23 protein-coding genes and 1 pseudogene are annotated in these 25,252 nt (G+C 64.2%); 11 read left to right on the top strand and 13 right to left on the bottom strand.

The annotated features are described in order from the left end of the window. Positions 1-6: 6 nt before the first annotated feature. The 8 genes and pseudogenes from trmB to MCIT9_RS10925 form a co-directional block, all read right to left on the bottom strand. Positions 7-690 carry a tRNA (guanosine(46)-N7)-methyltransferase TrmB gene (trmB, locus tag MCIT9_RS10960; RefSeq protein ID WP_317704924.1) on the bottom strand — a complete coding sequence of 228 codons (684 nt, stop codon included), beginning with the start codon at positions 688-690 and terminating at the stop codon, positions 7-9. Beyond that, positions 660-1,076: a tetratricopeptide repeat protein gene (locus MCIT9_RS10955; RefSeq protein ID WP_317704923.1), complete on the bottom strand. Its 417-nt coding sequence runs from the start codon at positions 1,074-1,076 to the stop codon at positions 660-662. Before MCIT9_RS10955 ends, trmB begins: the two co-directional genes overlap by 31 nt. A 210-nt stretch (positions 1,077-1,286) precedes the next feature. Next, positions 1,287-1,634: pseudogene (locus tag MCIT9_RS13710) on the bottom strand (tetratricopeptide repeat protein); the annotation flags it as partial. Between the two features lie 210 nt (positions 1,635-1,844). Further along, the gene (locus MCIT9_RS10945) at positions 1,845-2,489 is read right to left on the bottom strand and encodes an energy transducer TonB (RefSeq protein WP_317704921.1); all 645 of its coding nucleotides are present in this window, start codon (positions 2,487-2,489) and stop codon (positions 1,845-1,847) included. Further along, the gene (locus MCIT9_RS10940; protein WP_479724321.1) at positions 2,486-2,902 is read right to left on the bottom strand and encodes an ExbD/TolR family protein; all 417 of its coding nucleotides are present in this window, start codon (positions 2,900-2,902) and stop codon (positions 2,486-2,488) included. Before MCIT9_RS10940 ends, MCIT9_RS10945 begins: the two co-directional genes overlap by 4 nt. Then, the gene (locus MCIT9_RS10935) at positions 2,899-3,417 is read right to left on the bottom strand and encodes a MotA/TolQ/ExbB proton channel family protein (protein ID WP_317704920.1); all 519 of its coding nucleotides are present in this window, start codon (positions 3,415-3,417) and stop codon (positions 2,899-2,901) included. Before MCIT9_RS10935 ends, MCIT9_RS10940 begins: the two co-directional genes overlap by 4 nt. Beyond that, positions 3,414-4,751 carry a DUF3450 family protein gene (locus MCIT9_RS10930; protein ID WP_317704919.1) on the bottom strand — a complete coding sequence of 446 codons (1,338 nt, stop codon included), beginning with the start codon at positions 4,749-4,751 and terminating at the stop codon, positions 3,414-3,416. The genes MCIT9_RS10935 and MCIT9_RS10930 overlap by 4 nt, the downstream gene beginning before the upstream one ends. After that, entirely contained in the window at positions 4,748-5,506 is a 759-nt protein-coding gene (locus MCIT9_RS10925; RefSeq protein ID WP_317704918.1) for a DUF3450 domain-containing protein, read from the bottom strand. The genes MCIT9_RS10930 and MCIT9_RS10925 overlap by 4 nt, the downstream gene beginning before the upstream one ends. A 172-nt stretch (positions 5,507-5,678) precedes the next feature. On the opposite strand from MCIT9_RS10925, the gene rpmE reads away from it, so the two are divergent. Then, positions 5,679-5,882, top strand: coding sequence for a 50S ribosomal protein L31 (gene rpmE / locus MCIT9_RS10920; RefSeq protein WP_317704917.1), 204 nt, complete (start codon positions 5,679-5,681; stop codon positions 5,880-5,882). 5 nt (positions 5,883-5,887) lie between these two features. Further along, entirely contained in the window at positions 5,888-7,201 is a 1,314-nt protein-coding gene (locus tag MCIT9_RS10915) for a citrate synthase (RefSeq protein WP_317704916.1), read from the top strand. Here MCIT9_RS10915 and MCIT9_RS10910 read toward each other — a convergent pair. Next, positions 7,198-7,782 carry a hypothetical protein gene (locus MCIT9_RS10910; protein ID WP_317704915.1) on the bottom strand — a complete coding sequence of 195 codons (585 nt, stop codon included), beginning with the start codon at positions 7,780-7,782 and terminating at the stop codon, positions 7,198-7,200. The two genes, MCIT9_RS10915 and MCIT9_RS10910, sit on opposite strands and share 4 nt — an antisense overlap. A gap of 2 nt (positions 7,783-7,784) precedes the next feature. After that, positions 7,785-10,085, bottom strand: coding sequence for a penicillin-binding protein 1A (locus tag MCIT9_RS10905; RefSeq protein WP_317704914.1), 2,301 nt, complete (start codon positions 10,083-10,085; stop codon positions 7,785-7,787). Between the two features lie 158 nt (positions 10,086-10,243). On the opposite strand from MCIT9_RS10905, the gene MCIT9_RS10900 reads away from it, so the two are divergent. From MCIT9_RS10900 to MCIT9_RS10875, 6 genes are all read left to right on the top strand, one after another. Then, complete coding sequence (locus MCIT9_RS10900; RefSeq protein ID WP_317704913.1) at positions 10,244-11,305, top strand: pilus assembly protein PilM; 1,062 nt, start codon at positions 10,244-10,246, stop codon at positions 11,303-11,305. Between the two features lies 1 nt (position 11,306). Next, the gene (locus MCIT9_RS10895) at positions 11,307-11,879 is read left to right on the top strand and encodes a PilN domain-containing protein (RefSeq protein WP_317704912.1); all 573 of its coding nucleotides are present in this window, start codon (positions 11,307-11,309) and stop codon (positions 11,877-11,879) included. After that, positions 11,876-12,505, top strand: coding sequence for a type IV pilus inner membrane component PilO (locus MCIT9_RS10890; protein ID WP_317704911.1), 630 nt, complete (start codon positions 11,876-11,878; stop codon positions 12,503-12,505). Before MCIT9_RS10895 ends, MCIT9_RS10890 begins: the two co-directional genes overlap by 4 nt. 23 nt (positions 12,506-12,528) lie before the next feature. Next, positions 12,529-13,029 (top strand): pilus assembly protein PilP, encoded by a 501-nt coding sequence (locus MCIT9_RS10885; RefSeq protein WP_317704910.1) that lies wholly within the window; start codon positions 12,529-12,531, stop codon positions 13,027-13,029. 94 nt (positions 13,030-13,123) lie between these two features. After that, positions 13,124-15,220 carry a type IV pilus secretin PilQ gene (locus MCIT9_RS10880; protein ID WP_317704909.1) on the top strand — a complete coding sequence of 699 codons (2,097 nt, stop codon included), beginning with the start codon at positions 13,124-13,126 and terminating at the stop codon, positions 15,218-15,220. A gap of 16 nt (positions 15,221-15,236) precedes the next feature. Next, positions 15,237-16,820, top strand: a complete 1,584-nt coding sequence (locus MCIT9_RS10875; RefSeq protein WP_317704908.1) for a hypothetical protein — start codon at positions 15,237-15,239, stop codon at positions 16,818-16,820. Positions 16,821-16,865: 45 nt separating this feature from the next. On the opposite strand, the gene MCIT9_RS10870 is transcribed toward MCIT9_RS10875, so the two are convergent. Next, positions 16,866-19,613 (bottom strand): valine--tRNA ligase, encoded by a 2,748-nt coding sequence (locus MCIT9_RS10870; RefSeq protein WP_317704907.1) that lies wholly within the window; start codon positions 19,611-19,613, stop codon positions 16,866-16,868. Positions 19,614-19,676: 63 nt separating this feature from the next. Here MCIT9_RS10870 and MCIT9_RS10865 point away from each other — a divergent pair, with 63 nt between their 5' ends. Genes MCIT9_RS10865 through MCIT9_RS10855 form a run of 3 tightly spaced genes read left to right on the top strand, consistent with a single transcriptional unit; the run spans position 19,677 to position 24,589 of the window. After that, the gene (locus tag MCIT9_RS10865) at positions 19,677-20,294 is read left to right on the top strand and encodes a DNA-3-methyladenine glycosylase family protein (protein WP_317704906.1); all 618 of its coding nucleotides are present in this window, start codon (positions 19,677-19,679) and stop codon (positions 20,292-20,294) included. A 33-nt stretch (positions 20,295-20,327) separates the two neighbouring features. Next, on the top strand, positions 20,328-21,383 hold the full coding sequence (locus MCIT9_RS10860) for an efflux RND transporter periplasmic adaptor subunit (protein WP_317704905.1): 1,056 nt from the start codon (positions 20,328-20,330) through the stop codon (positions 21,381-21,383). After that, positions 21,380-24,589 (top strand): efflux RND transporter permease subunit, encoded by a 3,210-nt coding sequence (locus tag MCIT9_RS10855; protein WP_317704904.1) that lies wholly within the window; start codon positions 21,380-21,382, stop codon positions 24,587-24,589. The genes MCIT9_RS10860 and MCIT9_RS10855 overlap by 4 nt, the downstream gene beginning before the upstream one ends. On the opposite strand, the gene MCIT9_RS10850 is transcribed toward MCIT9_RS10855, so the two are convergent. Both MCIT9_RS10850 and MCIT9_RS10845 read right to left on the bottom strand, forming a co-directional pair. Further along, positions 24,570-24,995 carry a type II toxin-antitoxin system VapC family toxin gene (locus MCIT9_RS10850; protein ID WP_317704903.1) on the bottom strand — a complete coding sequence of 142 codons (426 nt, stop codon included), beginning with the start codon at positions 24,993-24,995 and terminating at the stop codon, positions 24,570-24,572. The genes MCIT9_RS10855 and MCIT9_RS10850 overlap by 20 nt on opposite strands. Continuing rightward, the gene (locus tag MCIT9_RS10845; RefSeq protein WP_317704902.1) at positions 24,970-25,245 is read right to left on the bottom strand and encodes a hypothetical protein; all 276 of its coding nucleotides are present in this window, start codon (positions 25,243-25,245) and stop codon (positions 24,970-24,972) included. Before MCIT9_RS10845 ends, MCIT9_RS10850 begins: the two co-directional genes overlap by 26 nt. Between the last annotated feature and the right edge of the window lie 7 nt (positions 25,246-25,252).

Genomic DNA, 25,252 nt, shown 5'->3' with positions numbered 1-25,252 from the left:
CGGATTTCAGAGCCTGCGGTATGCCAGATCGGTGACCGGGTGCCCCAGACGCCGCCCCCGCCGTTCGTATTTGGTCTGGGGACGGGGTGGGATCCGGGCGGTCACATCGGTGGACACGAGGCGTGGGCAGGTGGCCACTGCGGCGCGCATGTGCCGGGCGTAATCGGGCCAGTCGGTCGCCAGATGCAGAATCCCGCCCGGCTGCAGTTTCTCGGCCAGAAGGGCGACGAACGCCGGCTGGATCAGACGGCGCTTGTGGTGGCGTTTCTTGGGCCAGGGATCGGGAAAGAAAATGTTGATGCGCTGGCACAGCTCGGCGCCGATGGCCGTTTCCAGCACCTCCACCGCATCGGCACAGTAAACCCGGACGTTGTCCAGTCCGCGCTTTTCCAGTTCCAGCAGCAAATGCCCCACCCCGGGGCGGTGGACCTCGATGCCGAGATAGTTGAACTGCGGATAGGTGGCGGCCATCTGTACCAGGCTTTCGCCGTTGCCGAAACCGATTTCCAGGATCAGCGGGGCGCTGCCGGGATAGACCGCCTGGGGTTGAAGCGGAATCTCCGGCGTCAGGCCGTAACGGGGCCAGAGTACGTCAAGGGCGCGTTGTTGGGCCGGGGTCAGGCGCCCTTCGCGGCGGACGAAGCTGCGGATACGCCGTTTCAGCTGACTTGTTGCAGGTATTTCAGCCATTGGGTTGCCGCTTTGCGGGTCGATGGGAATTGCCGGGCCCGTGCGAACGCCTTGCGCGCCGCCTCGGTCCGGCGGGTTTCGAAATAGGCGCTGCCCAGCAGCAGCCAGGCCTGACCCGGATCGCGCAGACCGCCCTTTTTCAGAGCAGTTTCGAGCGCGCCGATGGCGTCCTGCCAGGCTTCCCGTTCCAGGTGCAGCTGGGCCAGGCGCAGCCAGGGCTGGCCGTTGCCGCTGAGGCGGGCGGCCCGCTGCAGGGCGGTGACGGCGCGTTGGAATTCGCGGGCCTCGATCCAGGTGTCGGCGAGCAGGCGCCAGTTGCGGTAACTGGATTTGACCTGCCGGTCTTTGAGCGCCTGTTGCAGGCGTTCCCCGGCGAGATAGGGCACATGTACCAGCCGGAGCAGATTGACCAGGTTGAGAATCTCCGGTTCCTGGTCCAGCAGGCCGAGAAAGTGTTCCAGCTCGGCGACCGCGGCGGCGTTGAAGCGCTTTCCGGCCAGGTTGTAGAGGCCGGCCAGTTGCCGCCAGTACTTTTCCTGCTTGGGATGGCGGCGGATGAGGGTTCTCAGGTCGGCGATCGCGGCGTTGTAACGCTTGAGCTGATAATTGATGCCGATCCGCAGCTGCAGCCACTCGTCCCTGGGGCGGTCGGCTTTGGCGATGGCCTGGTTCAGCTGGGCGAGGGCTGCCCGGTAACGTTCCAGACGGGTATAGACCTGGGCCAGCAGCAGGTGATCCTCGGCGCGGATCTCCGGTTGGGTTTTCAGCCACCGTTCCAGCAGGGCGGCGGCCTGGCGCGGCTGATCCAGGGCGAGGTAGAGCTGTCCCAGGGTTCTAAGCGCTTCACGGGCCTGAGATTGTGGCAGGGCACCGCTGTCGAGCGCCTGCTGCAGGTAACGGGCGGCCTGGCGGTAATCTCCCTTGGCGGCATAGGCGGCGCCCAGAGCGCGAAGCAGCAGGGCCTTTTCCGCCTTGGCGCCGGTTTTTTTCCAGGCGCTGTCGCAGCAGTTGGATCGCCTGATCGTAATGGCGCTGATCGAGCAGTTTTCCGGCCTTTTCCAGGGTGCGAAAGGTCTGCGGGCTGACCTGCGCCGCCTGGGCAGCCGCTGCGAGCGAGAGCGTGAGAAGGAAAGAAAGCAACCGGCGGCGCATGGTCATTTCTGTAGTTTGAATTCCAGAACCTGGACCGCACGCTGGGCCGTCGGCCGGCCGTCGGCGATCAGGGGCTTGAATTTCCAGAGCGAGATCGCCTTGATGGCGGCCCGTTCGAAGACGCCTTTGGGATGGGATTCCACCACTTTGACATCGGTGACGGTGCCTTCCGGGGTGATGGTGAATTCCAGTTTGACCCACCCCTCGATCCGGCGCATCCGGGCCCGCATCGGATAACGCGGCTTAATGCGCACCAGCGGGATCACCTGGCCGCTGGCCTTGGGACCGGCTTTGGCGACGTCGATCCCCGCCAGCAGCGATCCCTGCAGCCGGCTCGACAGGGGAACGTCCAGCGCTGGGATGTCGATGTCCGGGGTGACGTTGGCCACCGGTCTGGGGGTGGCCAGCTGTGGCTGGGGTGGCGGCGGCTCCTTCTCCGGCGGTTTGGGCGGGGGACGCCGAGTGGGGGGCGGCGGTTTGGGCGCCTGCTTGAGGCGGATGAAATCCACCAGCCGCCTGGCCTCGGTCTTTTGCAGCTCCAACTGGCCACCCTGGACCATCAGCGCCATCAACCAGAACAGACCCAGGGTGATGGCCGATCCCAGCAGCAGCGCCGGTAGCCAGAGATGACGGGGAGAAGGCGTCATCGCGGTTCTGCGGTGGCGGCGATGGCCATGTCGGTAACCCCGGCCAGACGGATTTGATCCATCACCCGGGTCAGGATGCTGACCTTGGCGTCCCGGTCGGCGGCGATGATGACTGTCCCGAGGGGGTTCTCGGCCCGCAGCCGGGCGACGACGGCGCGAACCGCGCGGATGTCCACCGGCCGCTTGTCGATCCAGATTTCCCCGTTTGCCTTGATGGCGACGACGATGTTGCCGTGCTCCTGGCGCTCGGCGGTTTGGGCACTGGGGCGGTTGACCTCGATGCCGGCTTCCTTGACGAAGGAGGTGGTGACGATGAAGAAAATCAGCATGATGAAAATGATGTCGAGCATCGGGGTCAGGTTGATTTCCCCGCTGTCGTCATCGGCTGGCTGGTAACGGTGGCGTCGCATCATTCGAAGTGGAGCTGGTCGCTCAAGTGGCGGGTTGCGGCTTCCACCCGTCTTTCAATCCGCTGGCTGGCATACAACCCGGCGATCGCCAGGGTCATGCCGGCCAGGGTGGGCAGGGTGGCGTGGGAGATGTGGGTCGCCATGGCGCGGGCGTTGCCGGTGCCGAACACGGCCAGGGCGTCGAACATGTGGATCATGCCGTTCACGGTTCCGAACAGCCCCAGCAGCGGGCTCAGGGAGACGAGGACCTTGATCAGCGGCAGGGTGCGGCGCAGCTGCAGGCGGGCTTCGGAAATCAGGCGTTCGCGGATCTTGAGCGCGTACCAGGAGTGTTTGTCCCGGCGCTGGTGCCAGCGCTGCAGCCATTGGCGCTGCAAGCGCGGATAGACCCAGAGGAAAAACAGATAACGCTCCGTCACCAGGGTCCACAGCATCACCGCGGCCACCAGGATCAGCTTGACCACCGTCCCCCCCTGGGCGATGAAATCGTTGACGGCCTCGATCCACGCCATCGTCATCCGCGGTGTTTTTCCAGGATCTGGCTGACCAGCCCCGCGCTTTGCTCCTCCAGGATCAAAATGATCGTGCGGCTGCGGCTGGCCAGGAGGGCGTGGAGGAACAGCAGCGGGATCGCCACCGCAAGCCCCAGCATGGTGGTGACCAGGGCCTGGGAGATGCCGCCGGCCATCAGCTTGGGATCCCCGGTGCCGAACAGGCTGATCGCCTGGAAGGTCTGGATCATGCCGGTGACGGTGCCGAGCAGACCGAGCAGGGGAGCGACGGCGGCGAGCAGTTTCACCAGCGACTGGCCCCGCTCCAGCGGCGGGATCTCCCGCAGGATCGCCTCGTCGAGCAGCGCTTCCAGGGTTTCGGGATCGGTGCTTTTGGCGCCCAGCGCCGTCAGGAAGATGCGGCCCAGGGGATTGTCGTCGCGCGGTTGTTCCACTTCCTCCAGCTGTGCCTCCACCCGTTTGCCGACACGCCACAGCACCGTCAGGCGGACGGCGACGATCACCAGCCCGATCGCGCCCAGCGCCAGGATGATGTAACCGATCAGTCCGCCCTGCTGAATGCGTTCCCAGACATTCGGAGTGTGGGTCAGCATTTCCAGGAGCACGCCCCGGGTCGGGTCGATGGCCACCGGCGCCCGGTCACCCTGGGCGCTTAGAAAGTCGCGGGCCAGCCTCAGCGGTTTGCCCTCAGGCTGGCGCGACAGCACCATCAGCTGTTCGGTTTCCGGCAGATAACGCAGATAGCCGGGCGCGGCAATGGCATTGAAGACGCCGATGCGAACCACGTCGGTTTCGAAGGGTTTGCCGTCACTGGCGAGAATCTCCCGCTGAAAGCGGACCACTTTGCCGGCTTCGGTCATTTCCTCCAGCATCAAGGTCCAGAGGGTCTGCAGCTGTTCCAGAGTGGGCAGGCGCTTGCTGTCGGCGATGGGCGCCAGCCTGGCGGCCCGCCCCGGGTACTGGGCCGAAACCAGCGACTGCTGCAAATCGGCCTTCAGATCGCCGGCGACCTGGCGCACGGTGCCGACGATTTCCCCCAAGACCCCGCTGCTGGCCTGGAGTTTCTCTTCCAGTTCCAGCAGAGCCTGGCGGTTGGTTTCGAACTCGGCCTTGAGATCCTCGGCCTGTTTCTCCAGTGCCTTGAGCCGGGCTTTGGCCTCGGCCAGCAATTGCTGGCGGCGCTGTTTCTCTGCCAGAAAACGGGCTTCGCGCTGCCTGTCCACCTGGGACAGCCGGGTCTGCTGGCGTTTGACTTCGGCCAGCAGCTGGTCGAGATCCGCCGCCGCTGCGCTGATGGGAAGAAGCAGACACGCCGCCAGCAGCCAGGTCGGGAATCTCATTTCGCCTCCTCTGCGGTCGGCAGCGGCAGGGTCAGCAGGTCGGGGGCGGCCTCCTTGCGGGCGATGCGCAGCCCCTCGCGGATGGTGCGGCGGTAGTCGTCGGGCAGTGTTTCCCAGCGTTTCTGGCGCGGGTTCCAGAAGCCGGAGGTTTCCCCGTCGAGGGTCTGATAGAACAGGGCGACCCGGCCGATGCGGAGGAAGTCCACCGGACGCTTTTCGCCCTCCAGGGCCAGTTCGTCACGATAGGCCTCGATGGTCTTGGCGTAATCGTTTTCTATCTGATACGCCTCGAGGATGCGGCGGAACTTCTCCGCCGTGGAAACCTCGGCGGAGTCGAGCATGGCTTTGAGCTGGTCGATCCGCTGGCGCCGTTCCTCGGGCAGGAAGGGGGTGTCCAGGGCGACGAAACGGTCCAGGGTGTTGACCATTTCCAGCATCAGAGGGACGATTTCGCGCTCGGCGCGGGCGATTTCCTCCAGCTGGCGGGCCAGCTCGGCCTTTTCCCGGCGCTGGGATTCCACCAGCTTTTGCAGGTGGGCGACGTAAGTCTTCAAGGTTTCAGCCTCCCGCAGGGTGCGCCGGTATTCGTCGAGCATCCGCCGGGTGGCGTCGTCCAGACGGTCGATGCGTTTCTGGCTTTGGGCGGCCTGCTGGAGGGTCTGGGTTTCGGTGCGGATGGCCTGATCCAGCGGGTCTGCCGTCAGTCCTTCGGCAACCAGAAGTGTGAGCGCGATCCACGTCCCGTTTCGAAGCATGCCTTGTCTGCCTGTGCTTAAATGGTCGGAAACCTTATCATATTGCTGTTAAAATACAACCGTTTGCAGGGCGGCTTGTAAATGATTGCAAGCTCTCCTAAGATAAATCGTTTTCGTTGCAGCTTCTGGCTGCAATCATGGTGCCCAATCTGTTCCACGAGGATAACCAATCATGAAAGCCGGTATTCATCCCGAATACAAAGAAGTCACCATCACCTGCAGCTGCGGTAACGTGATTCACACCCGTTCGACCCTGGGGCGCGACATTCATGTGGAGGTCTGTTCCGCCTGCCATCCCTTCTACACCGGCAAGCAGAAGATCGTCGATACCGCCGGTCGGGTGGACAAGTTCCGGCGCAAGTACGGCGGCAAATAAGGCCGATGGCCGACGTCAAGACCGTCCAGATCCGCGATCCCGCCAGCGGGAACGCTGCCGAGCTGCCGGTGTTGGAAGGCAGGCTGGGACCGGCGGTGATAGACGTGCGTGGTCTGCCGGGAAAGCTGGGCTATTTCAGTTACGATCCCGGCTTCGTCTCCACGGCCAGCTGCCGGAGCGCGATCACCTACATCGACGGTGACGAGGGCACGTTGCTGTATCGGGGCTATCCGATCGAGCAACTGGCCCGCCACAGCTCCTTCCTCGAGGTAGCTTACCTGTTGATGTTCGGTGAGCTGCCCAAGCATGAGGAATTACAGTCCTTCGCCGCCGACATCCGCCAGGAGGCGATGATTCACGAAACCCTGCGCAAGTTCTTTGAAGGGTTTCATTATGATGCCCATCCCATGGCGATGATGGTGGGGGTGGTCGGTTCCCTGTCCGCCTTCTATCACAGCGAGCTGGACATGGGGGATCCGCACCAGCGCCGGGTGTCAGCCATCCGCATGCTGGCCAAGATGCCCACCATCGCGGCGGCCTGCTACCGGCATTCGGTAGGCCTGCCTTTCGTCTATCCCCGCGCCGATCTGGGCTATTGCGAGAACTTTCTCAACATGATGTTCTCGGTGCCCTCGCTCCATCTGGGCGGGGATGAGGCCTGGTATCTGGATCCGGTCGCGGTCGATACCCTGGATCTGTTGTTCATCCTGCACGCCGATCACGAGCAGAATGCCAGCACCTCCACCGTGCGCCTGGCCAGCAGCACCGGCGCCAACCCCTACGCCTGCATCGCCGCTGGCATCGCCGCCCTGTGGGGTCCTGCTCACGGAGGCGCCAACGAGGCGGTCCTGGGCATGCTGGAGGAGATCGGCACCCCGGAACGCATCCCGGAATACATTGCCCGTGCCAAGGACAGGAACGACCCGTTCCGGCTGATGGGCTTCGGTCACCGGGTGTACAAGAATTACGATCCGCGGGCGCAGATCATCCGCAAAGCCTGCCACGACGTGCTGGCGCGCTTCTCGCCAAACGAGCCGCTGTTCGAACTGGCGATGCGTCTGGAGGAGATCGCCCTCCACGACGAGTATTTCATTGAGCGGCGGCTGTACCCCAACGTGGATTTCTATTCCGGCATCATCTACAAGGCCCTCAACATCCCGGTCAACATGTTCACAGTGATGTTCGCCATCGCCCGGACCGCCGGTTGGGTGGCGCACTGGCTGGAATTGAAGGCCGATCCCGAGCAGCGCATCGGCCGGCCGCGGCAGCTGTACGTCGGCGCGCCGCGGCGGGATTACCGGCCGATCGAGCAGCGTTAGTCCGCGGTTTCCGCTAGCAGGCGCCGCAGGGCCTTGATGGGGGCGCGCGGCGGCGTCTGTCTACCCATCTGCCGCAGAGCCTTGGGAGGCAGCAAGCGGGTTTCCACGGCCAGGCCGTGCCAGTCGAGGGTCAGCACCGGAATTTGGCAGGTCTGGCCGTTGAGTTTGACCGGGACGTCCGCCTCCTGACGGTAGGGAACGCCGTTTTCCTCCAGGGCCCAGATGACCGCTTCCGGAGTCTCGGGAAACAGTTGCAGCTGGATGGGCTGGTGTTCCCCGGCGGTGCCCGCCAGGACCGCGCCGGTCAGGTGGGGGGAGAACTCTTCCAGGAAGGTCATCACCTCCAGCGCCATCCGGCGCAGGTGGCGGATGAACTGCGGCTGGTGGCGGAAGCGGAAGATGCGGTGGTAGTCCTGCAGGGCGGCGGTCACGCTGTCGTCGTCCGGCAGATTCTGGCCCCAGTCCAGTCCCAGCCGCTCGGCGGCCTTGCGTTTGGCGACCGCGTAATCGTTGACCCCTTCCTCAATGATGATGCGGGCGCTGAGCTGGGCGACGCGGATGCGGTTGCGTTGGGTGTGCATGGCTAGAACAGCTCATTGAGCAGGCTTTCACTTTGTTCTCCGCTGGCGGCCGGCTGATAGGGGGGGAGATTCTCTACCCGGAAGAGCTCCGGGATACCGTCTTCATGGGTGCGCAGCCCCGTCTGGGGATCGATGCGCGCGGTGACGATGCCTTCCGGTTGGGGGAAGGTGTATTCCGGCCGGCCGTCGAGGGCCACTTTCATATAATCGATCCAGATCGGCAAGGCCGCATGGGCGCCGGTTTCGCCGCGGCCGAGCGGGGTGCCGTCGTCGAATCCCACCCAGGCGATCGCCACCAGCGGCGGGGCATAGCCATTGAACCAGGCATCGCGCTGGTCGTTGGTGGTGCCCGTCTTGCCGGCCAGGTCGCCACGGCCCAGCTGCTTGGCGCGGACGGCGGTTCCCCGCCGTACCACGTCCTGGAGCATGGAGTGCATGAGGTAATGGACCCGGGGTTCGACGATGCGGGGGGCGGCATGGTCGCAGCCGTCGCAGGCGCGGGCCGGTTCGGCCTGGGTGATGACGGTGCCGTCGCGGCGTTCGATCCGTTCGATCAGATAGGGTTCGATCCGGAAACCGCCGTTGGCGAAGGTGCTGAACACCCTTCCCATGTCCCACAGGCTGGCGGTGCCGCTGCCCAGCGCGAGGGAGGGCGTGCGCGGCAGTTGCTCGGGGCGGAAGCCGAAGCGCAGCGCGGTGTCGATGACCCGGTCCAGGCCGATCCGCCGCAGCAGGCGGATGGAAACCAGGTTGCGGGAATTGCGCAGCGCCACCCTAAGGCGGGTGGGACCGTAGAATTTGCCGCTGTAATTCTCCGGCCGCCACTCGCTCTCGCCGTTGGCGTAGACGATAGGCGCGTCGTTGATGACCGTGGCCGCGGTCATTCCCGCCTCGAGGGCGGCGGTATGGAGTATGGGCTTGAAGCCGGAACCGGGCTGGCGCTGGGACTGCACCGTCCGGTTGAATTTGCTCAGGGAGAAGTCATAGCCGCCCACCATGGCCCGTACCGCACCGCTGCGGCTGTCCAGCGACAGCAGCGCCCCCTGTACCTGGGGGATCTGCGCCAGGCGCCACGCCCCCGTTTCGTCCCGGCGGACCCGGATGACATCGCCGGGACGGAGTTGCGACAGCCGCTTGCGGGAAGTCCGGTAGGCCCACGCCAATCCCTTGCGGTCGAGCCGGATCGTCTTCCCCGAGGCGAGCAGGACAGTCAGACGGGTGAGCTCGGGGTCGATGGCGAGCACTTGGGCGGCCACGGTGGCGCCTGCCGGGGTGTGGTCTTGCAGCGCCTGCAGGCGCTCGGATTCGGGCAGGGAAGGATCGATGTGGCCCTCCTGCCCCCGGTAGCCGTGGCGTTCGTCGTATCGGTGCAGGCCGGTGCGGACGGCGCTTTGGGCGGCCCGCTGCAGGCGGCTGTCGAGGGTGGTGATCACCCGGTATCCGGCGGTATAGATTTCATCCCCGAAGCGTTGGTGGAGCTGATTGCGGACCTGTTCGGCGACGTAGGGCGCATCCAGCTGGCGCGAAGGGGCAAGCGCTTGGTGCAGGGAGGCGGTCAGCGGCTGCCGCAGGGCCTGGCGATACTGGTCATCGTCGATGAATCCCAGCTCGTGCATGCGGCGCAGGACGTAATCGCGCCGCAGCCGCGCCCGCTGCGGATCGGAAATGGGGTTGAAGCGCGACGGCGCCTTTGGCAATCCTGCCAGCATGGCCATTTCGGGCAGGGTCAGCTGCTCGAGGGTTTTGCCGTAGTAGATCTGTGCGGCGGCGGCGATGCCATAGGCGTGATGGCCCAGATAGATCTTGTTGAGATACAGTTCCAGGATCTCGTCCTTGGACAGCACCTGTTCCATCTTCAGGGCCAGGAGGATCTCCTTGAACTTGCGTTCATAGGTTTTTTCTGGGCTGAGGAAAAAATTGCGGGCCACCTGCATGGTGATCGTGCTGCCGCCCTGGCGTTTGTGTCCGGTGCGCAGCAGTTCCCAGGCCGCCCGCAGCAGTCCCTGCGGATCGACGCCCGGATGCTGATAGAAGCGGTCGTCCTCGGCAGCCAGGAAGGCCTGAACCAGCGGCCTGGGGACTTCCCCGATGGCGACCGGGACGCGTTTCTTGTCCCCGAAAACGGCGATCAGGCGACCGTCCCGGCTGTAGATTTCCAGGGGGGTCTGCAGTTCCACGTGTCGCAGGCTCTCGGGGTCGGGCAATTGCGCCTGCAAACGCCGATATTCGATGAAACCGAAGCCAAGGCCGACGGCGGCGGCGATGAGGATGAGCTCGAACAGCCCGATCAGGAATTTGCGCATGGAGGGTCCGGAGATTTGCGACGTGCTTTTCAAAATGGCGAGAAGAAACCCGGCATCCTGCCGGAAATTTTTTTTTAACTATACTACAACCTGTGACTGAACTAAGACCGACGCGCCCGTCCGCCGTTCCGGGGCGCGCAGCTGCATAGGACGACATCGTGATGTTATTCAGACGCAAGCAACCGCCGGTTCTCGGCATCGACATCAGTGCGGCCGCGGTCAAGCTGATCGAGTTGGGGCGCAGCAACGGGCGTTACCGGGTGGAGAGTTATGGGGTCGAGCCCCTGCCGCCCAACGCCGTGGTCGACAGGAATATCGCCGATGTCGAGGCCATCGGCCGGGCGATCAAGGCGGCGGTGAAGAAGTCGGGAACACGGCTGAAGCACGCTGCCGTGGCGGTTTCCGGTTCCGCGGTGATCACCAAGACGATCACCCTGCCCGCCGAGTATTCCGAGCAGGATCTGGAGGATCAGATTCAGCTGGAAGCGGAGCAGTACATCCCTTATTCCCTCGACGAGGTCAGCCTCGATTTCGAGGTGCTCGGACCCAACGCCAAGAATCCGGAGATGAACGACATTCTGCTGGCCGCGTCGCGGCGGGAGAACGTCGACAACCAAGTCGCGGCGTTAGAGCTGGCGGGCCTGAAGGCGGCCATCGTCGATGTGGAAGCCTGTGCGCTCGAGAATGCCTTTACGCTGATAGAGACCCAGCTGGCGCAGTATCGCAAAGGCGGGGCGATCGCGCTCGCGGATGTGGGGGCAACGACGACCACCTTCAACGTCATTCACGAGGGGCGGATCATTTATACCCGCGAACAGGGCTTCGGCGGCCGCCAGCTGACCGAGGAGATCCAGCGCCGCTACGGGCTTTCCTACGAGGAGGCGGGGCTGGCCAAGAAGCACGGGGGGCTGCCGGACAGCTACGTGCGCGAGGTCCTCGAGCCCTTCAAGAATGCGATGGCGCAGCAGATCGGCCGTTCGCTGCAGTTCTTCCTGTCCTCCAGCGCCCACCGGGATGTGGACGTGCTGGTGCTGGTCGGAGGGTGTGCCTCCATTCAGGATGTTGACCGGCTGGTGGCGCAGAAGCTGGGGATTCCGGCCGTCGTGGCGAATCCGTTCGTGAACATGGCCCTGGCCAGCCGGGTGGATGCCCAGGCGCTGCGTCAGGACGCTCCGGCGATGATGATCGCCTGTGGTTTGGCTTTGAGGAGTTTCGACTGACATGGCGCGGATAAACTTACTTCCTTGGCGTGAAGAACGGCGGCGCCGGCAGCGCCAGGAATTTTTCATCGCCATCGGCTTGGGGGTGGGGCTGACGGTGGTCGTCATGACCGGCATCCATCTGTATCTGGCGGACCGGATTGAGTATCAGGAAATGCGCAACCGCTATCTCAAATCGCAGATCTCCGTGCTCGACCGCAAGATTCGCGAGATCCGCGATCTGGAGAAGAAGCGGGATCTGCTGATCTCCAAGATGGAGATCATCCAGCGCCTGCAGTCCAGCCGCCCGGAGATCGTCCACCTGTTCGATGCTTTGGCGCGCACCGTCCCCGAAGGGGTCTATCTCAACAAGATCGTGCAGAAGGGCGACCATCTGACGGTCACCGGCATCGCCCAGTCCAATGCCCGGGTTTCCGCCTACATGCGCAACATCGAGGCTTCCCCCTGGATGGAAAAGCCGAAATTGAAGGTCATCGAATCCAAATCCAAGTCCAAGCATGAAAGGCAGGGGCACTTCACCCTGGAGATCCGCCAGCAACACCCCAAGGCCGGTCAGGCGGGAGGCGCGTCATGAATCTAGCGGAGATCAACTGGGACCTGGAAGCGGCGGGAACCTGGCCCTGGCCGGTCAAGCTGGCCGCCATCTTGATCCTTTCCCTGGCGGTGGCGGGCGGATGGTTCTATTACGACACCCAGGATCAGCTCGCCCAGCTGGAACAGTCCCGCAAGCAGGAGGCCAGCCTGAAGCAGACGCTGGAAATCAAGCAGAAGAAGGCGGCCAACTTGGATGCCTACAAGGCGCAGCTGGCGGAAATGGAGAAGGCCTTCGGCAACATGCTGCGGCAGCTGCCGAACAAGGCGGAAGTTCCGGCGCTGCTGGTGGACGTCTCCCAGACCGGCCTAGCCAGCGGGCTGGAATTCGAGCTGTTCCATCCCCTAGGTGAGATAAAGAAGGAGTTTTATGCCGAGCTGCCCATCAAGGTCCGGGTGATCGGCAATTACGAACAGCTGGGCACCTTCGTCAGCGGTTTGGCGGGACTGCCGCGGATCGTCACTGTGCACAACGTCTCCATCGATCCCCTCAAGAGCGGTGACCGCCTGGTCATGAACGCCGTGATCAAGACCTATCGTTACCTTGAGGACGAAGAAGTCACCGGGCAGAAACGGCGCAAGAAAGGCAGAAGGCGGGGTAGAAAGTGATGTTCAAGCGTATGCGCAAGGCTATGGCGTTGATTCCGGCTGTTTTCCTGGTCGGCTGCGGGGATCGGGATATCTCCGATCTCGAAGCCTATGTCGCGGAGGTCAAGGCCCGTCCCAAGGGCAGCATCGAACCGCTGCCGGAGATCAAGATCATGGAGACTTTCGTCTTCGACCCCGAAGGGCTGCGCGATCCCTTCGCACCGGCCAAACAGGCGCTGCCGCCCCAGGTGGCGGCTGGCGGCAGCGGCATCAAACCCGATCCTACCCGTCCCAAAGAGCCTTTGGAAGCCTACGATCTGGACAGCCTGCGCATGGTCGGGACGGTGAAGAAGGACGCCATCCTGTGGGCCCTGATCCAAACCGGGGAGGGGACGATCTACCGGGTCAGGACGGGCAATTACCTGGGCAAGAATCACGGTCGTATCGTGCGTATCACCGAGGAAGGGATCGATCTGGTGGAGATCTTCCCCGACGGCCCGGGTACGTGGCGGGAACGGCAGGCGAGTCTGGCCCTGGCGGAATGACCGGCAATGAATTTCAAGCAACGATAGAGGGTAGTGACGCATGTTGGGTAACGACAGCACGGTAAACGGCGGCGGGGTGAAGGTCGGATGGCGGATGTTGGCCTGGACCTTATGGTTGTTCTTGGCCTTTGCGGCCCAGGCTCAGGAAAATCAGCTCAAAGACATTCAATTCTCCACGCTCCCCGGCGACAAACTGCAGATGCGTTTCGTATTCACCGCCGGGGCGGTTGAGCCCAAGGTCTTCCACACCGATAACCCGGCCCGGATCGTTCTTGATTTTCCCGGCGTGCGCAATGGTCTGGCCCGGAAGGCGTTGACTGTGAACACCGGCGTCGTCACCCAGGTGAACGTGATCGAAGGCGGCGGCCGCACGCGGGTGGTCGTCAACCTGGTGGCGCCGGCGCCCTATCGGGTGGAATCGAGGGATAAGGAAGTCCACCTGCTGTTGGAAAGCGTCGGCGCGGTGGCGACCACGGTGACCCGTCCGGCCGCCCAGGCGGGGTTGCCGGCCCAGCGGATCGAGAAGGTCGATTTCCGCCGTGGGCCTTTGGGTGAAGGCCGGATTCTGGTGTTTCTGGCCCAGCCCAACACCCTGGTCGATCTGCGCGAGGAAGGGGGGAAGGTGATTGCCACCTTCCTGCGCACCCAGCTGCCCCCCAAATGGGCCAAAGAGCTGGACGTGATGGATTTTGCGACGCCGGTCAAGCAAATCAAGATTTTCCAGGACGGCCCCAACGTCCTCATGGTGATCACCCCGGCGACGCCGGACTACGAATACCTTTCCTATCAGTCCGACCGCCTGCTGACCATCGAATTCCGTCCCCTGACCCGGGCGCAGAAGGAAGAGAAGAAGAAAAAGAAGTTTCCCTATACCGGCGAGCGTCTGTCGCTCAACTTCCAGGACATTCCAGTCCGTTCGGTGCTGCAGATCCTGGCGGACTTCACCGGGCTCAACATCATCGCCGCCGATACCGTCAAGGGCAACGTCACCCTGCGCCTCAACAACGTGCCCTGGGACCAGGCGCTGGATCTGGTGCTCAAGGCCAAGGGGCTGGGCAAGCGCCGGGAGGGCAACGTGATCTGGGTGGCGCCGCTGGACGAAATCATCAAGCTGGAAAAGAAGGAACTGGAGCACGTTCAGTTCCGCCAGCAGAAGGAGCCGCTTAAGACCGAAATCATCCAGCTCAATTACGCCAAGGCGGCGGATGTGATGAAGGTGCTGAAGGGCATGCAGAAAACAACCACCACCAGCAAGACCCAGAGCGGCAGCACCCAGGGGGTTTCCCAGTATGCCGGCACCTTCGAGGAGACGGAGACAAACGAAGAAACCATCGCCGGTGGTTCGATCCTGTCGCCCCGCGGTGAGGTGAACATCGACGCACGCACCAACATCCTCCTTGTCAAGGACACGCCCACCAACCTGGAGGCGGTCCGCAAGCTGGTGCGGACGCTCGACCGCCCGGTGCGCCAGGTGCTGATCGAATCGCGGGTGGTGATCGCCGAGGATGGCTTCAACCGGGAGTTGGGAGTCAAACTGAACGCCGCCAAGCAAAGCGGTTCCCCGGGTCACCGTCAATCAATCATCGGTGGCGTTCTCGGGAACAACAATGGCATCGTCGATTTGCCGGCGTCTATTGGTACCGGTGCCGGCGGTGGAATGGGGATTGCTATCTTCAAACTAAACAAGTTTTTGATGCAGCTGGAATTGTCCGCCCTGCAAGCCGAGAACCGTGGCGATGTCCTGTCCATGCCGCGGGTGGTGACCCAGGACCAGACCAAGGCCAGCATCGAACAGGGGGTGGAGATTCCGTTCCAGACCGTCAGTCAGAACGGGACTCAGACCCAGTTCAAGCAAGCGGTCCTGAAGCTGGAGGTGACACCGCACATCACCCCTGACGACAACGTCATCATGGACCTACTGGTCAAGAAGGACGCCCCTGGGGAAATTACACCCGGCGGGGTGGAGATCAACAAACGGGAAATCAGAACCACCGTTCAGGTCGCCAATGGAGAAACCGTGGTGTTGGGCGGAGTCTATGAGAAAGATCAGCGCAAGACTGTCGATAAAGTGCCGTTCTTCGGCGATTTGCCCGGATTTGGGTTTATGTTCCGCAAAGATGGCAAGAGCAATAAAAAGAACGAATTGCTGATCTTCATCACCCCCAAAGTCCTGAAATCCACCCGTCTGTAAACTGGGAGCGCTGGTTATGAAAACGAAATCCTTGATAGCGGCCGCGGTATTGGCTCAAGTTGCAAATCTGGGCGTTTCTCAGGCGGATTTGTTGGATCAATTGCAGGGCGGCGGCATAGGAGGGGTCAGCCTCGGTGGGACAGGCAGTTCGGATACGGGTGGAAACACGCAGGCCGATGGAACGGCCAATAACACGGGTACAGGGTCGGGGGCGGATCGTGGAAGTCCTGATTCTGGAGATGCCAACCAGGGTGGCGGCGACACCGCTGCCCCCTCGATTTCCGAATTGGAGCCCAATGACAGCCGTGAAACGGCGTTGTTCGATCAGCTGATGCTGACGGCGATCCGGGAGGTGGAGCCGAACGATCATCTCCTGGCGGCGATGCCGATCGAAGCTGGCGCCGTCACCGGGCAGCTGAGCAGTGCATCGGATCAGGACTGGTTCCGCCTGAGAACCACGGCGGCTGATGTCCTGGTGAACCTGGAGGTGCCGGCCGCGCCGGGCGGCGGCAGCTGGCAGCTGAAGCTGATGGATGCCGGCGGCAACGTGCTGTCAAGCTGGCAAACGTTGACGGAAGGGGTTCTGAGGGCTTCCGCCCGGCTGGCGTGGGCCGATACCTATTATCTCTCGGTCACGGCGGCGGGAGACGGCGCCACGCAGGAGGCCTATGTGTTCTCCCTCACCGGAGAGTCCCTGGGCGATCCGGGAATCCGCAATCCGCTGGCGAATTTCCACGACGTGGAAGTGGAGTCGAACGATACCCCTGATCAGGCGAATCCTTTGGCTGCCGCAGCGGCGATGCGGGGGCAGTTGCTTTCTGACGATGTTGACTGGTTCCGTTTCGAAGTCGCCGAACCGGGTGATGACATCGCTTTTCTCGAACTGTGTCCTCAGGGTGGTCCATGTGTTTCAGATGAGGGGAGCAGTTGGGTCGCGCTGGTTTTTGATGGCGCCAAGTTGACCCCGGAGATGCTTGGACAGCCTGGTGTCTGTATGGATGGGGATAACGCGATACAAACCCTGCATCTGTATGCCCAGGCGGATTCTGGTGTGTTCGGAGAGGCGCTGATCGCCAGTATCGACCCCAGCTTTGGCGGCAACAATCAGTTGGAATTAGGATTCCATCAGCCGGGGACCTATTATCTCGCCATCCTGACCCGGCTGGAACGAACGGATGATGGTAAAGTGAAATGCACCCAACTTTTCAGCGATGACATGTACCAGTTCAACTTCGCCTTGCGGGGGCTGGCGCCCCTGACGGAGGACAACGCCATGATCGCGACCCTCCAAGGTGAGGAATTGTCGGTTCCCGTCATCCAGGTGGGGGAGCGGCTCTATTCGGCGCGCCTGCAGCGGAGAATCGATCAGGATGGGCAGATGCGTTTCGAGTTGATCGAGGCGGTGCCGCTGAAAAGTGCCTTGGAAAGGCTGGATTATGAGCCTTTGACCGGGCGGCGGACATGGACCACGTTGGAGGGCGACATTGCCCACATTCCCCTGGTGGAATTCAACGGCCGCTATTATGCGGCGGATCTGCAAATCTCGCAGGAGGGAGGAAAGACGGTGCTGCGGGTATTGCGCGCGAACCGTTTGGATTGACACCGATCGAGACGGGAGCGCGCCTGCCGCGCTCCCTTCTTTTCCTCATAGCGCGGCGATCCGATCTTGCTGCGCCTTGAGTTGAGCCAGCTGGCCTTCCAGTTCCGCCAGTTTCTGGCGCTCCTTCTCCACAACCTCTGCCGGCGCCTTCTCCACGAACTTGGGATTTTTGAGCTTGCCCGCCACCCGCGGCAGTTCCTTTTCGATGCGGGCGATCTCCTTGGCCAGGCGCTGCAGTTCGGCTTCCTTGTCGATGAGGCCGGCGAGGGGAATGAGGATCTTCAGTTCGTCCACCAGGGAGATGGCCGCCTCCGGCGGGGTTTCGCCGGCCTCGAGCCAGCGGACCGATTCCACCCGGGCGAAGCGTTCCAGATAGGGACGCCAGCGTTCCACCCGCTCGCGGTCGTCGGTCGATCCGTCCTGGAGGATGACCGGAAGCGGTTTGCTCGGGGTGATGTTCATCTCCCCGCGGATGCGGCGGATGCCGAGAATGAACTGCTGCAGCCAGGCCACCTCGCCTTCGGCTGCGGCATCGCGCCGGCCGGAGTCCGGCAGGGGGAAGGGCTGCAGCATGATGGTGTCGCCGTCGATGCCGGCGATGTCCTTGGCCTTCTGCCAGATCTCCTCGGTGATGAAGGGGATGATCGGGTGGGCCAGGCGCAGGAACGCCTCCAGCACTTCGATGAGGGTTTGGCGGGTGGCGCGCTGCTGGGCCGGGGTGCCTTCCGCCAGGGATACCTTGGCCAGCTCCAGATACCAGTCGCAGTATTCGTCCCACAGGAACTCGTAAGTCGCCTGAGCGGCCAGGTCGAAGCGATAGCCTTCGATCGACTCGATGACGGTCTCTAGCGCCTGCTGAAAACGGGAGCGGATCCAGCGGTCCACCGGCGTCGGCTCGGCCTCGCCCTCGAGATCCTGGTTCTCCGTGTTCATGAACACATACCGGGCCGCGTTCCACAGCTTGTTGCAGAAATTGCGGTAGCCCTCGATCCTTCCCAGGTCGAAGCGGATGTCGCGGCCGGTGGTGGCCAGGGCCGCGAAGGTGAAGCGCAGGGCGTCGGCGCCGTAGGAAGGGATGCCGCTGGGAAACTCCTTGCGGGTCTGCTGCTCAATCTGTCTGGCCATCTGCGGCTGCATCAGCCCGGCGGTGCGCTTTTTCACCAGCGATTCCAGGTCGATGCCGTCGATCAGATCCAGGGGATCGAGGACGTTGCCCTTGGACTTGGACATCTTCTGGCCGTGGGCGTCGCGCACCAGGCCGTGGATGTACACGTCGCGGAAGGGTACGTCGCCCATGAACTTCTGCCCCATCATCACCATGCGCGCGACCCAGAAAAAGATGATGTCGAAGCCGGTCACCAGCACGCTGGTGGGGTAGAAGGTCTCCAGCTCCGGGGTCCTGTCGGGCCAGCCGAGGGTGGAGAAGGGCCACAGGGCCGAGGAGAACCAGGTGTCGAGGACGTCTTCGTCCTGCTTCAGGGGACGGTCGCCGAGACCGTGCTTGTCGCGCACTTCGGCTTCCGAGCGGCCGACGTAGATGTTGCCGTCGGCATCGTACCAGGCCGGAATCCGGTGGCCCCACCAGATCTGGCGGCTGATGCACCAGTCCTCGATGTTCTCCAGCCACTGGTAATAGGTCTTGGTCCAGTTCTCGGGGATGAAGCGGATCTGCCCCTCCTTCACCACCCGCAGGGCCTCTTCCGCCAGAGGGCCGGCCTTGACGAACCACTGGTCGGTGAGATAAGGCTCGATCACCGCTCCGGAGCGGTCGCCGCGCGGCACCTTGAGGACGTGGTCCTCGACCTTTTCCAATAGGCCCAGCTTTTCCAGATCGGCGACGATCTTCCGGCGGGCCTCGAAGCGGTCCAGCCCCCGGTACGAGGGCGGGGCGTTGTCGTTGAGGCGGGCGTCGGGGGTGAAGATGTTGATCTGCGGCAGCCCGTGGCGCTTGCCCACCTCGTAGTCGTTGAAGTCGTGGGCCGGGGTGATCTTGACGCAGCCGGTGCCGAATTCGGGATCGACGTACTCGTCGGCAATGACGGGGATCTCGCGGTCCGTCAGGGGCAGCCGCACGGTCTTACCGATCAGATGCCGGTAGCGCTCGTCTTCGGGGTGGACGGCGACGGCCACGTCCCCGAGCATAGTCTCCGGGCGGGTGGTAGCCACCACCAGATGGCCGGAGCCGTCGGCCAGGGGATAGCGGATGTGCCACAGGTGGCCCTTTTCCTCCTCGGAGATCACCTCCAGGTCGGAGACGGCGGTGTGGAGCACCGGGTCCCAGTTCACTAGGCGCTTGCCGCGGTAGATCAGGCCCTCCTCGTAGAGGCGCACGAACACCTCGCGCACCGCCCGCGACAGCCCCTCGTCCATAGTGAAGCGCTCCCGCGACCAGTCCACCGACGCCCCCAGCCGGCGCAACTGGCGGGTGATGGTGCCGCCGGAGTGGGCCTTCCATTCCCACACCTTTTCCAGGAACTTCTCCCGTCCCAGGTCGTGGCGGGTCTTGCCCTCCCGTTCCAGCAGCCGCTCCACCACCATCTGGGTGGCGATGCCGGCGTGGTCGGTGCCCGGCTGCCACAGGGTGTTGTAGCCGCGCATGCGGTGGTAACGGATGAGGGCGTCCATGATGGTGTCCTGGAATGCGTGGCCCATGTGCAGGCTGCCGGTGACGTTGGGCGGCGGAATCATGATGCAGTAGGGTTCGCCCTTGCCGGAGGGGGCGAAGTAGCCGCTTTCCTCCCAGATTTTGTACCAGTGCTGTTCGATCTTGTGGGGGTCGTAGGTCTTTTCCATCGCGCCTGTGTGTCCGCTGTCCGGTAAAATGGAGAAATTTTAACATCTTGTGGCCCCAAGCCCATGTCCGAACCGGTCTATTGGGACGAGGCGGTCGCTTGGCTGGGACGGCGCGATCCGGTGCTGGCCGATCTGATCGCCCGTTATCCCGAGCGCCTGCAGCGCCGGGGCGACAGCTTCCGCACCCTGGTGCGCGCCATCGTCGGTCAGCAGATTTCCATCCGCGCCGCCGACCGGGTGTGGGCGCGCCTGGAGACCGTCCTGCCGGAAGTGACCCCCAGGGCGTTGGCCGCCGCAGAGGAAAGCCACCTGCGCGGGGCGGGTCTGTCGCGTCCCAAGATCCGCTACCTGCGCCATCTGGCCCGCTACTATCTCGACCGCGGCATCAACGATGCCCACTGGCAGGGGCGATCCCTGGCCGACATCCGCCGGGAACTGCTGCAGCTCACCGGTATCGGCCCCTGGACCCTGGAGATGTTCGCCATCTTTCACCTCCACGAGCCGGACGTCTTCTCCCCCGGCGACATCGGCCTGCAGAAGGCGGTCGGACGGCTCTATTTCGACCGCCCGATACTGCCGCGCCCGGAACTGGAGGACTTCGCCCGCCGCTGGGCGCCCTTCCGCACCGTCGCCGCCTGGTATCTGTGGCGCCATCTGGACCCGGAGCCGGTGATCTACTGAAATAGCGGTTGCGCTTGCTTTGAGGAGTATCCGATGAAACGCTGGCTGCTGGTGTGGCTGGTTTTGTTGGCCGGCTGCGGACAGCAGAAACCGGCGGAATCTCCGCCGGAAACCGCCATTGCCGTGACCGTGACGCCTGCCGCCCAAGCCGACCTGGAAATCTGGGAGGAAAGCGTCGGCACCCTGGAGGCCGTGAACGCCCCGCGGCTGGCCGCCGAGGTGGCCGGGCGCATCGTCGCCACCCGCGTCGAAGTGGGGGACCGGGTGACGCCGGGGCAGACGCTGGCCTGCATCGATCCCGGGGACTACCGTCTCGCCCGGGATCTGGCTCGTGCCGACATTACCCGCCTTCAGGCCCTGCTCAAAGAAGCCCGCCTTAAAGTGCAGCGCCTGCGCCGCCTGGTGGCGCGCAAATCCGCCAGCCAGTCCACCCTGGACGAGGCCGAGGCTCGGTTGGGCGCGCTGCTGGGGCAGCTGCAGGCGGCCCGCGTGCGCCTGCAGCAGGCCGAGCGCGATCTGGGCAAGACCGTGATCGTCAGTCCGGTGAATGGCCGGGTCGATGCCCGCCACGTCTCTGTTGGCGACTACGTAAAACCGGGTTCGCCTTTGTTCGATCTCACCGGCCTGACCCGGCTGCGCGCCCGCCTGCCCTATCCCGAATCCCTGGCCGGCCGGTTGCGCCCCGGCCTGCCGGTGCGCCTTTCCACTCCCGCCGCGCCGGGGCAGGCCGTGGAGGCGGTGGTGACCGATCTGCGCCCCCGCATCGACCCCGGCAGCCGCGCCGTCGAGATCCTCGTCGATTTCGCCAATCCCGGCGACTGGCGTCCCGGTGCGAGCGTCACCGGAATGCTGCAGGTGGCGCGCCACGAAAATGCCGTGACGGTGCCGGAGGCGGCGGTGGTGGTCCGTCCCGCCGGCAAGGTGGTGTATGTGATCGAGGATGATCGGGCCAGACAGCGGGTGGTGCGCACCGGGCTGGTGCGGGAAGGCCGGGTGGAAATCCTCGACGGCCTTGCCGCCGGGGAGCCGGTGGCCGTGGACGGCGCCGGTTTCCTCACCGACGGGGCGGTGGTGGAGGTGACCCGGTGAACTGGGTCCGCCTGGCCATCCACCGCCACGTCCTCACCTGGATGCTCAACGGCCTGATCGTGCTGGCGGGCTGGGTGGCTTTCGAGCGCATCGGCGTGGACCGCTATCCCCGAATCGATTTTCCCATGATCTCGGTGACCACGGTGCTGGCCGGGGCCAATCCGGACATCATCGACGCCAGCATCACCAACGTCGTCGAAAGCGCCGTCAACAGCGTGCCGGGCATCGAGCACGTCCAGTCCGACTCCTTTCCTGGCGCTTCGGTGGTGCGCATCACCTTTGAGCTGGAAAAGGACATCGATGTGGCCTTCAACGAGGTTCAGGCCAAGGTCAACCAGGTGCTGAGCGAGCTGCCGGACGACGCCGAAACCCCGGTGGTGGCCAAGGTGGAATTCGGAGCGGTGCCGATCCTGTGGCTGACCCTGAGCGGCGACCGCACCCTGCAACAGCTCAACCAGTACGCCCGTCTCCACATCAAGAAGCGCCTGGAGAACGTCGCCGGGGTCGGCGAGGTGCGCTTCGGCGGCCGCCGCGAGCGCACCATCCGGGTCCAGCTCGACCCCGCCCGCCTGAGCGCCTACGGTCTCACCGTCGGCGACGTGGTCGCCGCCTTTTCCCGGGAACACTTCCAGCTGCCGGGGGGCTTTCTGGTGGGACGCGAGCGGGAGCTGCTGATCAAGCTGGACCTCGAATTCCACAAGCCGGCGGAGATCGGGGAACTGATCGTCGCCGCGCGTGGAGGGGCGACGGTCCGTCTCCGCGATATTGCCACCGTGGAGGACGGCACCGAGGACGCCCGGCGTCTGGCGCGCTTTGGGAAATGTCCAAGCTCCCCAAGTCCTGGAGGAGGTGGCGGGGAGGTCTACGCGGAAGGGACTCCGCGTCGAAGCCCCCAGGGAGGGGTTCACGGCGTCCTCCCCGACGCCTCCTCCAGGACCAGCTCCTGCCACAGCGTCCCCGCCGTCGGCCTCGGCATCGTCAAGGTCACCGGCGCCAACGCGGTGACGGTGATCCAGCGGGTCAAGCAGCGCCTCGATGAGGAAATCCTGCCCCAGCTGCCGCCGGGGCTGCGGATCGACATCGCCATCGACGATTTGGCCCTGATCCTGGCGTTGGTGGGGGCCCTTGAGGAGCATCTGGTCCTGGGCACCCTGCTGACCGCCCTGGTGGTGTGGCTGTTTCTCAAGAACCTGCGCGCCACCCTGATCATCGCTCTGGCGATTCCGGTGTCGCTCCTTGGGGCGGTGGCGGTGATGTATTTCGCCGGCTTCACCTTCAACACCATGACCCTGCTGGGGCTGCTGCTGCTGATCGGCATCGTGGTGGACGACGCCATCGTGGTGCTGGAGAACATCTACCGCCACCGCGAGGAAGATCCGGGCACCGATCCTTTTGAGGCGGCCGAAGCCGGCACCCGGCAGGTGGTGTTCGCGGTGGTGGCGGCGAGCCTGACCCTGGTGTCCATCTTCGCTTCGGTGCTGTTCATGGGCGGGGTGATCGGCAGCTTTTTCCGCTCCTTCTCGGTGGTGGTGAGCCTGGGGGTGCTGGTGTCCCTGTTCGTGTCCATCAGCCTCACGCCCATGCTGTGCGCCCGTTATCTCGAGGTGGTGCGCCGCCACGGTCCCCTCTACCTGTGGCTGGAGCGGGGTTTCAGGGCCCTGGAGTCCGGGTACCGCCGCTTGCTGGAGTGGACGTTGCGCCACCGGGTGTGGGTGGTGGTGCTGGCAGTGATGGCGGTGCTGCCGAGTGGCTTCTTCCTGGGCCAGCTGGGCAAGGGCTTTCTGCCGGAGGAGGACGAGGGCCGTTTTCTCATCAGCTTCAAGGCGCCCCTGGGTTCCAGCCTGCGCTACACCGAAGGGCGCCTGCGGGAAATGGAAAAGGTGCTGGCTAGCCACCGCGAGATCGCCTCCTGGTTCGCGGTGATCGGCGGCGGGGCCAGCGGCCAGGCCAGCCGCGGCGACGTCTTCGTGCGCCTGGTGCCGCGCGGGCAGCGGGACACCTACATGTACCGCCTCATCGACCGGCTGCGCGGCGAGCTGGCAAAGATACCCGGTCTCCAGGCCTTCCCCGCGCCCATCCCGCCCCTGGGCGGCCAGCGCGGCGAGCCGCTCCAGTTCGTGCTCCAGGGCCCGGACGTGGCGGGCGTGGCCGAACAGAGCCGGCGTCTGCTGCAGGCGTTGCGCCGTCACCCGGAACTGGGGACCATCGACCTCGACCTCCAGCTGGAGCTTCCCCAGCTGCGCCTGCGGGTGGACCGCACCCGCGCCCGCCAGCTGGGCCTGCCGGCGCGGGAGGTGGCCCTGGCGGTCAACGTTCTGGCCGGCGGTCTCAATGTGGCCAAGTTCAACGACGAACCCGGCGACGGCGAGCGCTACGACGTCCGCCTCAAGGCCGCCGAGGGAACCTTCCGCGCCCCGGCCGACCTGCGCAGGATCTTCCTGCGGTCCAGCGGCGGCCGTCTGGTGCGCCTCGACACCGTGGCCCGCTGGGAGGAAAGGGTGGGGCCGGCGGTGGTGACCCGCTTCGACCTGCGCTATTCGGGCAATTTCTTCGCCACCCCCAAGGTTTCCGAGGGGGAGGCCGCCGCCCTCGTCAAGCAAATCGCCGCAAGTTTGTTGCCGCGCGGCTACCGGGTGAAGATGATTGGCCGCGCCGAGGAGTTCGAGAAGACCGCCGGCTACATGCTGTTCGCCCTCGTGGCGGCGGTGGTGCTGGTGTACATGGTGCTGGCCAGCCAGTTCAACGCCTTCCTCCAGCCCCTGGTCATCATGGCCGCCCAGCCCCTGGCGGTGGTGGGCGGCCTGGCGGGCCTGTGGCTCACCGGCCGCAGCCTCAACATGTTCTCCATGATGGGGCTGGTGCTGCTCATGGGGCTGGTGGCCAAGAACTCGATCCTGCTGGTGGACCTGACCAATCAGCTGCGCGCCCAGGGCCGCGGCATCGACGAGGCGCTGCGCGAGGCCTGCCCGGTGCGCCTCAGGCCGGTACTGATGACATCCCTGACGGTGATCGTCACCATGCTGCCGGCGGTGCTGGGGCTGGGAGCCGCCAGCGACACCGCCGCCCCCCTGGCGGCGGCGGTGGTGGGCGGCATGGTCAGCTCCACGCTGCTGACCATGGTGGTGGTGCCGGCGCTGTATTCGCTGCTGGAGCACGGTTTGCGGCGCTGGCGCAAGGCCGATACGGTTACCGGGGATCGGGGGTGAGCTGTTTCAGCGGACGGTTGCGGTGTTTGCGATAGATGCGGAAATCGGAGTCCAGGGTAAAAATCAGATGGTCCGGGTGTTGCTCCGCCATCCGTACCAGACAGGCATCGGCCAGGGACATGGGCACGTTTCGGTATCGTTGCACCAATGACCGGACCGAGGCTGCCTCTTCGGTCAGAGAAAAGTCAGGCAGCAGCAGACCGTTTTCGATCCAGCGATAGACCAGGTCACAGGCAATGGGAAAGGCACGCAGCAGGTGCAGGGTTTCAGCGATGACCGCCTCGCAAGTCAACAGCGGTGGCGGCAATTGCTTGAAGCATTCCACGCTCCAGGCGTGGTGGCGATCGTCCTCATCGAGGAATGCCACTAGGGGGCCGGTGTCAACGATCGCCTTTGGACGTTTCACCGAAATCCTCCAAGTGGCGGGGGTCGGTGGCCAGGGCTCCCTTGCCGCTGTGAACGATGCCACAGCCGTCGGCCATGAGATCCCAGGCACTGCCTTCGGTTTTCTCCCCGCCCTCGGCTTCCGGTGCCGGTTGTTCGAGAACCCGGCGCAGCCCCTCGGCGATCAGGTCTTTCAGTTTTCGCCCACGCAGCGCCGCTTCCACTTTCGCCCGCCGGTAAAGTTCATCCGGTAGTTCCACGGTGGTTTTCATCGTTCCT

Origin of the sequence: Methylomarinovum caldicuralii (assembly GCF_033126985.1) — a bacterium.
Taxonomy (GTDB): domain Bacteria; phylum Pseudomonadota; class Gammaproteobacteria; order Methylococcales; family Methylothermaceae; genus Methylohalobius; species Methylohalobius caldicuralii.
This window is presented reverse-complemented; position numbering and strand designations above follow the sequence as displayed.